Source organism: Streptococcus pseudopneumoniae, assembly GCF_038148935.1.
Taxonomy (GTDB): Bacteria; Bacillota; Bacilli; order Lactobacillales; family Streptococcaceae; genus Streptococcus; species Streptococcus pseudopneumoniae_U.
This window is the reverse complement of record NZ_JBBJZX010000013.1, coordinates 18,973-34,066: the sequence shown is the minus strand read 5'-3', so window position 1 is coordinate 34,066 and position 15,094 is coordinate 18,973. Positions and strand designations below refer to the sequence as shown.

Annotated in this window: 9 protein-coding genes and 1 pseudogene; all 10 read right to left on the bottom strand. The window is 40.7% G+C overall.

The annotated features are described in order from the left end of the window. Positions 1-95 precede the first annotated feature (95 nt). Positions 96-935: a thymidylate synthase gene (locus WKI42_RS02740; protein ID WP_368081119.1), complete on the bottom strand. Its 840-nt coding sequence runs from the start codon at positions 933-935 to the stop codon at positions 96-98. A gap of 97 nt (positions 936-1,032) precedes the next feature. After that, on the bottom strand, positions 1,033-1,992 hold the full coding sequence (locus WKI42_RS02735) for an ROK family glucokinase (RefSeq protein WP_368081118.1): 960 nt from the start codon (positions 1,990-1,992) through the stop codon (positions 1,033-1,035). A gap of 110 nt (positions 1,993-2,102) precedes the next feature. Then, positions 2,103-2,795 carry an excalibur calcium-binding domain-containing protein gene (locus WKI42_RS02730; protein WP_440581614.1) on the bottom strand — a complete coding sequence of 231 codons (693 nt, stop codon included), beginning with the start codon at positions 2,793-2,795 and terminating at the stop codon, positions 2,103-2,105. Between the two features lie 58 nt (positions 2,796-2,853). Beyond that, positions 2,854-2,952, bottom strand: a pseudogene (locus WKI42_RS02725) (alpha/beta fold hydrolase); the annotation flags it as partial. Beyond that, positions 2,953-4,674, bottom strand: a complete 1,722-nt coding sequence (gene pabB / locus WKI42_RS02720; protein ID WP_368081117.1) for an aminodeoxychorismate synthase component I — start codon at positions 4,672-4,674, stop codon at positions 2,953-2,955. A 68-nt stretch (positions 4,675-4,742) separates the two neighbouring features. Next, positions 4,743-10,796 (bottom strand): ZmpA/ZmpB/ZmpC family metallo-endopeptidase, encoded by a 6,054-nt coding sequence (locus WKI42_RS02715; protein ID WP_368081116.1) that lies wholly within the window; start codon positions 10,794-10,796, stop codon positions 4,743-4,745. 2 nt (positions 10,797-10,798) lie between these two features. Further along, a complete protein-coding gene (locus tag WKI42_RS02710) occupies positions 10,799-11,362 on the bottom strand; it encodes a TIGR01440 family protein (RefSeq protein ID WP_368081115.1) in 564 nt (187 codons plus the stop codon). Between the two features lie 115 nt (positions 11,363-11,477). Next, on the bottom strand, positions 11,478-13,169 hold the full coding sequence (locus WKI42_RS02705) for a sensor histidine kinase (RefSeq protein ID WP_368081114.1): 1,692 nt from the start codon (positions 13,167-13,169) through the stop codon (positions 11,478-11,480). Beyond that, a complete protein-coding gene (locus WKI42_RS02700) occupies positions 13,166-13,903 on the bottom strand; it encodes a response regulator transcription factor (RefSeq protein WP_084937094.1) in 738 nt (245 codons plus the stop codon). Before WKI42_RS02700 ends, WKI42_RS02705 begins: the two co-directional genes overlap by 4 nt. 70 nt (positions 13,904-13,973) lie before the next feature. Further along, on the bottom strand, positions 13,974-15,086 hold the full coding sequence (msrB, locus tag WKI42_RS02695) for a peptide-methionine (R)-S-oxide reductase MsrB (RefSeq protein WP_368081113.1): 1,113 nt from the start codon (positions 15,084-15,086) through the stop codon (positions 13,974-13,976). Positions 15,087-15,094: the final 8 nt, after the last annotated feature.

Here is a 15,094-nt window from a genome sequence, read left to right as displayed (position 1 = left end):
GTTGTAGATAAGACTGACGAAGTAAGCTCAAAACACCGTTTTGAGGTTGTTGATGAAGCGACGCTGACGTGGTTTGAAGAGATTTTCGAAGAGCCTTAAATAGCTAGGTCAAACTTCAACTGTGGCTTGACAGGGTCATAATCCACCAACTCAAAATCTTCTGCTTTAATATCAAAGAAATTGGTCCCATCTGGTACATTCAAGACCAAGTGTGGTTGGCAGTTTGACGGCTCCCGACGAAGCAATTCCTCTGCTTGTTCAAATTGATTGTCATAGATATGGAGGTTGTTGATGAAGTAGAAGAACTTACCAACCTTCCAGCCAAAATGCTTGGCAATCATCATTTGAAGAGCCACATACTGCATAGCGTTGATATGGTGGGCTACCAGCATATCATTGGAGCGCTGGGTCAAGGTCGCATCCAGATAGATTTCTCCATCAACACGACGTACATCAAACATAGTCTGAAAGGCGCACGGAAGAAGGCCGTCTGTCTCCTCAAAAGCTTGGTAATCCCAGAGAGAGATAATATTGCGGCGGTTCCAAGGATTGACTTCCAACTGTTTGAGAAGCTTGTTAATAATGTTGTGTTTCTTAACAACGGCACCATAGCGCTCACCAATAGTTCCCGTATCTCCCACTTCCCAGTCATTCCAATAGTGAACATTGTACTTGTCATTGAGAACTTCTAGGCTATTAGACTGGTCTTGGTAGATCCAGAGAACTTCTTTAATAGCTGATTTGATTGCAATGGGACGCAAGGTTGTGATAGGAAATTCTCCTTTAGATAAGTCGTACTCGGAAAAGGCACCCGTTACATATTTAGAGTTAGCCACGGTTCCATCCTTGTACTTAGGACGAGCCTGCTCAGAAAAGACACCGTCTTTGAGGATTCGTTCAATATTTTCTTTAAAAATCGTATCTGCTTTTGTCATTTCGTTTCACCTCATTCATTGTCCTAACTAGTATAGCATAAAAAATAAAAGAGGAACATTACTAACTCTAGGTTAGCATTTTTCCTCTTTTATTATTTTATTGCAATACAAGTGATGCTGCTCCGATAACTCCAGCGTCATTTCCTAGAGTTGCAAGAGCTAATTTAGTAGATGTGCGTACTTGTGGGAAACTATTTTCATCGTAAACTTTTTGAACACCTTGTAGAAGGAATTCTCCCGCAGCTGATACACCACCACCGATAACGATTGTTGATGGGTTGAGGATTGAACCGATGTTGGCACAAGCGATTCCCAAGTAACGTGAGAAGTTACGGTAAACGATCAAGGCGAGGTCGTCTCCTTCTTTTGCGAGGTCAAAGACAGTCTTAGCAGTTACTTCTTCTCCGTTATCAATCAAGCGTTTCAAGGCTGCATCACCTTCGTATTCATCGGCATAGCGACGAGTTAAGTTGACAATCCCTGTTGCTGAAGCGACTGTCTCAAGGCAGCCTTTCTTACCGCAAGTACATGCGATTGGTTGGTCAAAGTCAACAGTGATGTGGCCAAGCTCACCTGCTGCACCAGCAACACCGTGAAGCAATTTGCCTTCTGCGACGATACCACCACCAACACCTGTACCAAGTGTCATAAAGACAACATCTGGTTGGTTATCACCAGCACCCATCCAGCGCTCACCAAGAGCAGCAACGTTGGCATCATTATCGATGAAAAATGGAATGCCCAAGGCTTTTTCAATCTTTTCTTTAATTGGTTGAAGGGTTTTCCAGTTGAGGTTATAGGCACCGATAACAGTCCCTTTTTCACGGTCAACCACACCTGGTGACCCCATTCCAATACCTTGGAAGTTCGCTGCTGCCAATCCAAGCAAGTCCAAACGGTGTTGAATAGACTCAATCATATCATCTACGATATGACTTCCCTCATCCAAAATGTTAGTTTTGATAGACCATTTTTCTTGGATTTCTCCTGCTGTTGTTAAGATTGCAAATTTGATAGAAGTTCCACCAAGGTCAATCCCAATAATCTTTTGACTCATCATATTCTCCTTTTTCATTGTATAATAGTTGAAAATGCTTACAGCACTAGTATAACAAAATTCATTTACTTATGCAAAGGTTTGCATTAACTTTCTAAATTTTATCTGATTTATGGTTTCCAGAGACCTGAAGCATCTACGTAGTAACGTCCATCATCAACTCGCTCATTCTTAGCCATTTTGCCATCTGATTTCAAATAGTAGTTTCCTTGCCATGCATTGCGAGCATAAGAACCATCTGATTTCAAGTAATACCAGGCTTGGTAAGAAGAGTCATAAACCCACTCACCTTGTGACATTTTACCGTTTGACTTAAGGTAGTAAGCTCCTTGCCATGCATTCTTTGCATAAGAACCATCTGATTTCAAGTAATACCAAGCTTGATAGGAAGAATCATAAATCCATTCGCTCTGTGCCATTTGACCATCTTCTTTCAGGTAATAGCTTCCCTGCCATGCATTTTTCACTGGATTGCCATTTCCATCAAAGTAGTACCAAGCACCGTCCTGCTTAACCCAACCACTTGTTGTTGCTGAACTTGTATCAGTTTGAGTTGTAGCCGCTTGTTTTGCTTTAAAGGCACCCTTAGGGGCATTTTTCAATTCACAAGCCACACCATCATGATCGCGGTCTAACTTGGCAGAATACCCAGGTTCTCCCTCATGAATATCTGCGTATCCATTCGCCCAAGCTTCTTTACAACTAGAAAAATGAATGTTTTCTTCTGCTAACACAGGTTGTGAAAACAAGGCTAAAACTGGCAAGGTAGCCAGACTCATTTTTAAAAATAGACGTTTATTCATTTCTTTCTCCTCTAACAATGTTATCGATTTCAATATTATTTTATCAAACTTATTTCAGCAATTCAAGAGTCTCTGTGGGCTTATCCTTCAATTGATTCTGAACTTCTTTCCAAGACTCTGCTGACTGCCCTAACCCATGCAAAAATATCAGTTTCATCTACTTCTCCTCAAGGCTTAGTTCATACAAGCCTCTCACTGCATTACAGCCGTAAATAGCTTCTGCTTGGGCTAAATCTGCCAAGGTCAAGGCTTTCTCTTCTGCCTGTCCTGTTTCTAGCAAATGCTGACGATAAATTCCTGGCAAGATACCAAGTCTGATAGGCGGTGTGTAGAATTTCCCAGCAATTTTCAAAACCAAATTTCCGATTGAGGTTTCCAATAGCTCTCCAGCTACATTATGGTAAATAATTTCTTGTTCTCCTAAACTCAAATGCGGTCGGTGAGTCGTTTTAAAGTAGGTAAAGGATTGATTCAAAGCAGCTTCTTGAAGGCAGACTTGGGCCTGACAAAAGCTTGTACTAAGAGGGGTTAATACTTGACGATTGACTTCTATCTCTCCAGATTTGCTGAGAGAAATTCGCAAGCGGTAATCTTGATTAACTTCACAATCCTGACACTCTTCCTCTATCTTTTGTTTCAAGTTTTCTGAATCAAATGGAAAGGCAAAATACCGACTAGCTTTTCTCAGCCTTTCTATATGTTGATTCTCAAACAGCAAGCACTTCTGGCTGATTTTCCCTGTAGTAATCAGTTTGAAACGAGCTTGTTTACGATAGAGAACAGCTGCCTTTTGATGAACCTCTCTATACTCAGATTCCCAAGTGCTATCCCATGTAATGCCTCCGCCAACTCCATAGATGGCTTTCCCTTGATACAGTTGAATCGTCCGAATGGCCACATTAAAAATCCGTCGTCCATTTGGAAGCAAGAAACCAATCGTTCCGCAGTAAACTCCACGCGGTTGCGGCTCTAGGTCCTTGATAATCTCCATAGTCGCAATTTTCGGAGCTCCCGTTATGGAACCGCAAGGAAATAGAGAACGGAAGATTTCAACAAGGTCAACATCCTCTCGCAACTGACTCTTGATAGTCGAAGTCATCTGCCACACAGTTGAATACTGCTCTACCTGACACAGACGCTCCACGTGCTCGCTCCCCACTTCAGAGATACGGTTCATATCATTGCGCAAGAGGTCCACAATCATCATATTTTCAGAGCGATTTTTGGGATCCTGCTCCAGCCAACTAGCCTGCCCCAAATCTTCTTGGTCAGTCATGCCACGCTGAGTCGTTCCCTTCATTGGTCGCGTTGTCAACTCGCGGCCATTTTGCTCAAAAAAGAGCTCTGGGCTCATGGAAATCACTGCCATCTCGTCATGTTCCACATAGGCATTGTAGCCCGCCTCCTGCTCTACCACCATGCGATTGTAAATGGCAAAAGGATTGGCACTTAACTTTTGCTTGAGTTGGACGGTGTAGTTGACTTGATAGGTGTCTCCCTGCCGTAGATGATGATGAATCTGGGCAATAGCCTTTTCATATTTCTCTGCAGACGTTACTTCCTGCCAATCAGAAGGCAAATCAACCTCATCATAAGTCAGAGGAATAGGGGAAGTTTCTACCCTATCATGAACGGTAAAATATAGCAGGTACTCTCCCATCAGGGGAGCCTTGTGAACTGCTAATTTCTCCTCAAAAGCAGGTGCAGCCTCATAGCTGACATAGCCCACCACATAATAGCCCTGCTCTTGGTATCTTTCCACTTGTGCTAACAAGGCTGTTACTTCTGTTAAATCTCTGGTTTTCAACTCTTTGATCGGCTGGGTAAAGGTGTATCTCTCCCCTAAGGCCCTAAAATCAATCACTGTTTTTCTATGCATACCTTAAGTATAGCATAAAAAGGCAGATACAGCCAAGCTGATCCACCTTTGTAATGATTTTGTTAGCACTATGCCTGTGATTCATTGAAGAGATTCCCAGAGAAACCGTCGGATTTGTACAAGAGTTGTTTGAAGACTTTCTCTTTCAAGCCTACAGTATTTCTATATTTACGCTCTACTTTAGAATCGTTCAATTCAGCTAAATCTTTTTCAACAGCAGTACTGAATAGAGTCTTCAATCTGTCATAACTTGTAATCGTTTCACCATTAATTTCAATGGCAGTGAATCCATTATTAGCTTTATCTTTAATTTCTTGGAACCAATGTTGCTTCCAATCCTCAAGTGTGTTGTATACATTTTTAGATACTTTCTTAATAATAAATTTATCACTTAAATTGTTTTCACCATCCTTTTTCGCTTCACCTTTATATTTATTGGAAACATATCCAATAAATCCATTTTCATATCCGAAGTAACCCCACATACGGAAAGCATTGTGTTTGAATGATAGGGCTCCCGGAGCACCATCACTAGTATTACCACCGTAGATACCGGTCATCATATTAACGTTAACGTATGCAGATCTAAAATCTTCAGGACGATACACCCCGTTACCTGGAGCACCATGTTTTGTAATAAAGTTATTGTTAACTAAATCATTAATATTATTCAACTCAAGTGCTTTTTCTTGTTCGCTTAAGTCACGTACTTCATCCCATTGGTTAGGTCCAACTAGATGTTTATTATCACCATCAGTATGACGCATTTTCTTATCAACTTTCTTAAACCATTTACTATTATCACCATTAAGTTTCCCAATAACTGCATCAGCTTCAAGATAATCTAACATCATCAGTGCCTCATTATAGTTCTTCATATAGTGGTCAATTTCTTTACGTGATTTAAGATTATTAGGGTTATAATTATACCATTGATTTCCATCGTTTTCACGTTCAAAAGCCATATTTAGTCCTAAAGCACCATACTCACCTTGGTGACCTTGAGTAGCAGGTGATTGAAGCATACCTTGTGCGAAGGCTTCTAAGAATGTACCTTCTCGGTGTGTGTACCCTCCATAATAAACTACGCGGTCATTTATGTGAGTAGTTTCATGTGTAAATGCTGAGGATCCATACTCGCTAATCATATCAGACATAACAAATACAACTTTTGCACGATTATCATTCTTATCATCATAATAAGTTGCATAGGCTCCGGCAACAGCCCCATTAGGACCGTAATGCTCACCTACAGGGCCATAAAGTTCACGGGTTGGAGCATAAATACCTTTACCATCTTCAAACTTACCATATTTATCCATCCATTTACCCCAATCATGTCCCCAAACTTGGTATCCTTCCCAAACAGGAGTAACAATCTCTTTTGCCAATAAATTCTTAACATTCTCATTTGCAAGTCGGTACCAGAAATCAAGATAGTTAAGATGCCTATTTGCCGCCAAATCAATTTTATCTTTGAAATTTCCAAGTGTCGTATTGTATTTATTAGCTGTACCAAATGAAATTGTGTTATACGTAGAAATCAGGAATGCTTGTGTTTGCTTTAGATTTAAAAGTGGAAGAATCATCTTCTGATGATATCCTTTGGATAGATTATCAAATGCTCTATATTTAGCATTTTTAAGACCTTCTTCACGAGATTGTTTTTCAACAACATAAACTTTACCATCTGTAGAATGGATAAACCAATCATTCAAATCTGTATCGGCTGTCAATAACTTCATATTGTATCGTAAGAAGTCAATAAGATTTCCAGACACCGTGTTCTTAGCCAATACCTCTCTGAATGCATCATGTGTACGATGACCACGTAAGTTATTTTCTTTAGAACCAATTTCAATAAGTCTATCTAAGACATCTACATTTTTGCCATAAAAATCTGGCTTAAACATCATTAAGTCTTTAATGTTTTTACCGTCAAAATTGATACCATAATATCGATTTAGGTAAGCAAGTCCTAACATAATTTTTGCGCTATTTTCTTGAATCTTCTTAACAAGAGCTCGTTGAGTTGCGTCTGATATGCTTAATTGATGATCTTCTGATTCAACAAGATGTTTGACAATAGTATCCATATTAGCCTTCAATTCTTGGAAATGTTCCTCAAAATAGAAGTCTCGAATATACCCATTTTGACGTTGTTCTGTGTTTGCATTCTTATCTTTACTGTCATTACGTCTATCCAAGATTGAACGGACACCTGCAGACTCAAGTTCTACTGAAGTCAAAATTTCCTTAACCTTAGTCATCAAGTCACTACGATTTTTCACAACCATATTAGGTGTGTAAACAATATTTTGACCGACTATATCATATTCTTTTACTTGCGCTACTCCAGAATCAGAATTGACTGCCACAGACATTTCATCCTTAGTCCCATCAGAATAGTGAATCATGATTTTATCAATATCAGATAAATCTGTAATAAATTGACCATTCTTCATACCTATTACAGAAAGAACTTCTTTCTTCACAAGATTTGAATCTTCCTCTAACTTGTTACCCTGATGTACGATCCAGTCTTTGTTGTAGAATGGTTGAAGTTTAGCAATATTTCTATAAGCTTGATCATATTCTGATTTGTAGTTTTGAATCAGTTTATATTCTTTATCTTTAGTTTCAATATTGTTTAATGTATTTGTTTGAAGTTTTTCACTGTCAAACAAATTTGCAGTAATACCATAGCTAGCTACACGTTTATCTGCATCTTCTTTAGAAATTTCTTTCAAATTATGGGATAAAGTATATGACTTACTACCGGCACTTACTCCTAAAACACTATAGTTATTTTTAACATATGGGAATGCAAAATCACTGTCATTAATATCTGGAGAACCATATAATATTTCTCCTTTTACCACATTAGCATAACTCACATTGTTATCAGCATTTCCCCAAGGCCAGTTTTTACTGATTAAACCTCCAGCTTCAATAGGGTTTGATAAATTAATCATACCTTTCATAACTGACTTGCGTAATTTTGTAAATCTATCACGTCCAGCACCATTGATTCTATGTTCCATCACAGCAATAATTCCACCAACACGTACACGATTACCTGTAAGAGTAGCGTCGACATAAGCTCTGTCAATAATACCTTCGTACATGCGACCTGCAATACCTCCCATATAGGAGTTACCACCATTGCCAGTTGTATGGATATTACCTATAAAAGCGACATTTTCAAGTCTTGAGGCATGCTCTATCCAGTTCACAAAGCCAGCCACATGATTGCGACCTGTAATATTACCCGTTACTTTAACATCTTTAATAAGAGACTGCTCACCTTGAATTTTATGACTAATAACAGAAACATTATCTTCTGACGGAAGATTGATATTCACATTTTCAAAATTAATATTTTGTACTTTACCATTATCAATTAAATGAAATAAAGGTTTTTTCAGATTATAAATAGCATAGTGTTTATCGCCATCACTAGAAAGCGTACCTTTAAAATTACCTGTTATATATGATTTACTACTAACATCTAGATACTCTGCATCTAAACTTTTTCCTAATTTAAACTCACCGTTAGGATTTTTCTGCATAGCATTCACTAAATCTTTGAAGTTATAGTAAACGTTATTTTGTGATGCTTTAGGTTTTTCTATGTAATAAGTGTATGTTTGACTCAATCTATTATTTGAATCACGTTGGATTAAGTCCGGAGCAGAAGCAGTAACTTTAAACAAGGATGTCTCGTCCTCAATTACTTCTTCTATATTAGTAATAGCAAGCTTTGTTACTTTATTATTATTGGTTGTAATTTTTAGATAATATGACGTTATATTTTCTGGAACAGTTTCTAAAAGGCTACTATCTGTTTCATTTCCATCCCCGTCCACTTTCATCAATCTGGTTTCTTTAATATCTTTAATTTCAATTTTCTTGAGGTCAATTCTTAGCGGTTCTTCAGTCAGAACTACTTCTTCATTCCCATTTCCACGGTCATAAACCATCTTGGTTGCAATCTTGTAGTCCTTGTAGTATTTCAAGTCTGTAAGATTAGCGATCAAATCTCCTTCAGACATGTTGACTGTTTGAAGGCTAGTGTCTCCGTCTTTCAAGACAACTTCAAGAGATTTGATGGTTACACCTGTTGGTTTCACCAAGCGGTAACGAACCTTGGCACTACGCTCTAATTCTTCTTTATCAATTTGAGTGAGTGTCAACGTTGGCGCAGCGGGGACTTGCTCACCTTTCTTAATGAGACGATCTTGCGCAGATTCAACAACTTCCTCTGAGATAGTCGGAGCATCCGCAGTTTTCACGCCCTTAAGAGTCTTATAGACTTTGGTAATCTTCTTCTTACCGTTTTGACCAGCTTGAGCAACAACTTCTGTTCCCTTAGGAAGAGTGCTGTCTACTTCTGTTCTTGTCTCGAAAGGAATTTCTTCAAATGAAACTTCTTCAACTTGCCCTTCAATAGCCTTGGTCCCACGACTAATTTTTTCATTTACTGCTGCCTTAACAGTTTCTGTACTCGTGCTGATTGGGTCCCCAACTTTTTGGCCATTGACAGTCTTATAGACACGGTGAATCAGCTGACTTCCTGCTTGACCATTTTGAATCACTGTTTCTTCATCAGTGTAGCGAGTATCGTCAGTTACATACTCTCTTGTATATGTGACTTCTACAGTTTCAGTTTCTGTAACAGTTGCTTCAGTTACTTCATACTCTGGCAACTCTGGCTGAACTAGAGATTCGCCTTCGTGACCTGCTTCTTGGGTCCCTTTTGCTGTAATCTCGCCTGTGTAGGCTGGGGTTTCTGGCTGTACTAAAGCTTCTCCTTGCTTCTCGCCTTCTTTTACTTCTTGAGTACCTTTTGCTTCATGATACTCTGGAAGTTCTGGTTGCGTTAGAGCTTGGCCCTCCTTACCTGCCTCTTGGGTACCTTTTGCTTCAACTGGAGCCTCTGGAAGTTCTGGCTGGGTTAGGGCTTGACCTTCTTTACCTTCCTCTTGGGTGCCTTTAGACTCTACCACAGCTTCCGGTAATTCTGGTTGGGTTAGGGCTTGACCTTCTTTACCTTCCTCCTGGGTTCCTTTAGCTACTTGATGCGTTGGTACTGGAGTTGGGGATGGTTGCACCTCTTTCTTAGTTCCGACTGCAATGACTTGAGACACAGGATTTTGAACCACTTGGTCTTCAATGACTTCTCTAACTTCTTGACCATTGACCATCGAAACTTTGGTTACAAGGCGACGCTGACCATTTACTCCGGCTGTGACGATACGAGTCTGTCCTTCTGCTAGATTCGCATCTGGGCTTGTGACCGTTTCAAAAGGAATCTCAACCAAGCTCTCTTCCTGTCTAACCTGAGGCTTCTCAGAAACTGGTTTTTCTTCAACAGCAGGAGCAACTGGATTCTCTACTACAGGTTTTTCGATGACAGTTTCTGGAGTGACAGCAGGTCTTTCTTGAACGACTTCTGTTTTCTCGATTTCTTTTGAACTTTGCTTTTCGACTGACAACTGAGACTTCTCAGCTGAAGCTGGTCTTGATGGATGGAGTTCTGCTTCCTTGAAGTATCCGATGTACTCATAGCCATCAATGTGGATAATCCCTTCAGCCAAGCCTTCATGTGTAGAGGCTGAAATAGTTTGGTTATAAGAAAGTAATTCTTTATTTTCAAATGCAAATGTCCCGTAAGGTACAAAGGTGCTAGCTCCTAAAGAACCAATCAGAAGAACACCTAGAACCTCTTTGCGACCTTTTTTGGACACCAAAAAGACTGCTAATGAGGCCGTTGCCAAACCAAGACCTGCCAAAGCTAGTTCCTTACTTCCTGTATAGGGAAGTTGTTGACTGTTAGTTGCCTTCTTGCGATAAACTACATAGAGAATATCATCATCTTGAAATTCTGTAGGAACCTCATGGTGAATCAGGGCTTTTTCAGACTCGGTCAACTCCTGCTCCGCCAGATAACGGTAATGAACATTATGAGCACCGCCGACTTCATTGGCTTGCACCTTATCTACTGAAAAGGTACTAGCACCAAAAAGGAAGGCCCCAATGGCTACAGGACCTACCCCAACAGTTAGTTTACGAATCGAATATTTTGTGATTTTTTCTAGTTGTTGTTTTGTTTTTTTCATTCTCACGACTTTCTAATAGAATCTTGCGGATAGTGCGCACGCGCACCTCCGATTAATTTTGGACGACTAGCCAACGCCGTTACGTGGGCATGACCAATCTCTCTCAAAAGAGGGCGAATTGGAACCTGAACATGCTTGACATGCATGCCAATTGCAGTGTCTCCGATATCCAATCCAGCATGAGCCTTGATAAATTCAACCTCAACTGGATCCTGCATAAACTTGAAGGCTGCCAACTGACCCGAACCTCCTGCATGAAGAGTCGGAAGGACACTGACGATTTCCAGACCAAACTGCTCTGCCACCTGACGTTCAACAACGAGAGCCCGATTGACATGTTCACAACCTTGAACAGCTAAATGAATACCTCTACTACCTAGAATACCCAAGATAGTCCCTACTATCAGCTCACCAATCTCTTGGCTGGATTCCTTGCCAATCTGACCACCTATCACCTCACTAGAAGAAAGCCCCAAAACAAAAAGGGCCCCCTGCTTCAAATTGGCCTTTTCTAAAACATCTTCTACTATCTGACGTGTTTCTCTTTGAATCTGTGTCTCGTTCATCTCTGTCACCTCTTTTGTCACTCTTCTATCATACCGTTTTTTCTTGTTTTTAGCAAGATAGACAACCTAGAAAGCTTTCTCGATTACGCATAAAACTCCCAGAATTGACTGGGAGTTAGCTAGTTTCTATTCTATTTATGTATATTTCAACTGTCGTACCTTTTGAGGGAATAGAATCGATTTTCATCTGGTAATTTTCTCCAAAATGAAGTTTGAGACGCTGATCCACATTTTGCAGACCTACTCCTCCACGTTTGAGTTGACTTTGACTACTATCGCTAGCATCTTGGAAACCAACTCCATCATCCTCAATGCGGATGACTAGTCCTGTATCCTGCTTCTGGACAGAAACTCTAATATGTCCCTGACCTTCCTTCTCCTTGATGCCATGGTAAAGAGCATTTTCTACCAAGGGTTGTAACACCAACTTGGGCAAAACTAAGTTATCAAAGGCAGGATTTTCATCAATCTCGTATTCCAGCTTATCCCCATAGCGTTGTTTCTGGATAAAGAGATACTGGCGGACATGATTGATTTCGTCAGACAGGAAAATCAAATCTTTACCCTGATTGAGCGCCAAGCGGAAATAGGTTGCCAAGGACTTGGTCACCTGAACCACTCGCTGACTATCCTGAAATTCAGCCATCCAGATGATGGTGTCCAAGGTATTGTAGAGGAAATGGGGGTTAATCTGGCTCGACAGGGCTTGAAGTTCATACTGACGGGTCGTTTCTTCCTGCTTGCGCACATCTGCCATCAGCTGATCAATCTGATCCAACATGGCATTGAACTGGCGAGTCACTTCTCTCAGTTCATGGGCACCAGTTTCCTTGGCACGAAGATTCTGATTACCAGAAGCAATCTCCAGCATGGTTTCTCTCAAGTCATTCAGAGGAGCAATCCAACGTTTAAGACTAAGCCACACCAAGCAGAGACAGGCAAGAAGAGATGTGACACTGGCCCCAAGCAAGGTCCACAAGAGCTGACTCCGAACCTGGTCTAACTTCTCCAATGAAGACACGCCTATAACCGTCCAATCAGTTCCTGCAATCTTTTCCTGACTGACGTAGGAATGGTGGTCCAGAGTATAGCCCTGCCCTGTCTCGATATAGGGTTTCATAGCCTCCATTTCGCTAGACGAACTATAAACTGTGTGTTGAGGATGGTAGACAAATTCATGGTTTTCATTGATGATAAAGGCAAAGCCCTGCTGCCCCAACTGAAGTTGGTTGAGATAGGATTCCAGAGTTTCGTAGGAAATGTCCAAACGAAGCACACCAAGATTGGATCCCTTTGCATCAACAAGTTCCTGAGTAACAGAAATGACCCACTGACTATCTGATTTACGAGCTGGTGTTAAAACTGGCTTAGCCCCCTGATGAATAGCCTTTTGGTACCAATCCTCAGCCATCATATCAGAGGAGGTTTTCATCTGCACACTGTCATCTGTAGAAATGACCTGACCGGATTTGGTTACCAGAACCACAGCTTTCAAGTCCTGGTCTGCCTTTAAGATAGTCAAAAATAAATCTCGGATCCCCTCGACCTTGTCTTGACTGGGATTCTCAGCATAGGCTAAGACATCCGTCTGCTGGGTCAAACTGGTAGAGGTGGTTTCTAATTTTTTGATATAAGACTGAATAAAGTGGCTAGTTTGGCTAATGGTCGTTTGGCTATTGCCCTCAATGCTAGCCTCAATAGCTGCTGAACTAGATTGATAGTAGAAAGTCCCAACCAGAGCTAGTAGAATGAGAAAGACCAGAAAGATGGAAATAACCATTCTAACTAAAAGAGAAGAACGCTTCATCGACCTTCTCCCTTCTTAAACTGACGAGGGGTCACACCTGCAATCTGTTTAAAACGTTGGGTAAAATAGTTCATATCTTCAAAACCAACTTTTTCGGCTATCTCATAAATCTTTAAATCTGTTGTCAAGAGCAAGAGCTTAGCTTGTTTGACACGCTCTCTCACCAGATAATCCTGAAAAGGTAAGCCCAACTCTTTCTTAATCAAGGAACTCAGATAGGTCGGACTAAAGCCCAAGTCACTGGCCAAAGACTTTAAACTAAACTGACTGTCAGCCAGATGGGACTGAATCTTCTGAGCAATATTTCCCTCAAACTTATCGGTCAATAAATCTTGTAACTGCTCTTCTTTCTCTTCCTTATCCAATTTTTGCTTGATTTTCCCCAACATTTCCTCAATATCCTGACGAGAAAAGGGCTTGAGCAAGTAGTCATCAACACCGAGTTTGACAGCAGACAAGGCATAATCAAAATCATCGTAGCCTGTCAAAAAAACTAGATGCACCTGAGGATAGGTTTCTCGTACCAGACTGGCCAACTGGATGCCATTCAGCTGAGGCATATTGATATCGGTTAAAATGATATCTGGCACCTGCTTTTGAATCAATTCCCAAGCCTGCCTTCCATTTTCAGCCTGACCGATGATTTCCATATCGTAGGCTGCTACATTGACCAGTTTGGTCAAGCCTTGTCTTACCAGATATTCATCTTCTACGATTAAGATTGTGTAGGTCATGCTCCGCTCCTTTACCACTTACTAATATCAGTATAGCAAAATTCTCCTCTAACTGCTTAGGAAAGACTTCTTAATCAACATAATCTAGTAAATAAGCATAGCCTTTTTCTTCCATTTGGTCTTTGGGAATAAAGCGGATAGAGAGACTATTGATACAGTAACGTAAGCCGCCCTTGTCCTGTGGCCCATCCGTAAAGACATGGCCAAGGTGAGAATCTCCAACTCGGCTCCGCACTTCCATGCGTGTCATATTGTAAGACTTATCTTCTTTGTAAGTAGCAACATCTGGACTGATGGGCTGGGTGAAACTAGGCCAGCCGCAACCAGACTCAAATTTGTCCTTTGATGAGAAGAGGGGTTCGCCAGTTGCCACATCCACATAGATACCGGATTCGAATTTATCCCAGTAGCGGTTTGAAAAAGCCCGTTCTGTTTGATTTTTCTGGGTAACTGCATACTCCTCAGGTGACAAGGTATTTTTCAATTCCTCATCACTTGGTTTTGGATATTTGCTGGCATCAATGACGGGGTAGGCTGCCTGATTAACATTGATATGGCAGTAGCCATTTGGATTTTTCTTGAGATAGTCTTGGTGGTAATCCTCTGCCACTACAAAATTCTTCAAGGTCTCCTTTTCAACTGCTAGAGGTTGATCGAATTTCTTAGCCACCTCATCAAAGACTTGATTGATTACCTCCAAATCCTTATCATCTGTGTAATAAACACCGGTACGGTACTGGGTTCCTACATCATTTCCTTGTTTATTTTTGCTGGTTGGATTGATAATGCGGAAGTAATGAAGCAGGATTTCCTTGAGGGAAATTTGATTGACATCATAGGTAACATGAACAGTCTCCGCATGTCCTGTTTGGTTAATCAATTCGTACTTGGTTGTTTCCCCTCTACCATTTGCATAGCCTGATACGGCATCTGTCACCCCGGGAACGCGGGAGAAGTATTCCTCCACTCCCCAGAAACATCCACCAGCTAGATAAATTTCGTGCAAGTCTGCATCTTTACTCACTTCTGTTTTTTTCACTGTTTTTCCTCCTTGGCTAACTGATGCTTTCTCAATTTGCGAGCTATCTGTCTGCCCTGCATTTCGCATCAATAGAAAATAGAAACCGGTTATGGCTAGGAAAAAAATTCCTAGTAACAAGATGATTTTTAACTTATCATTCATAGGACACC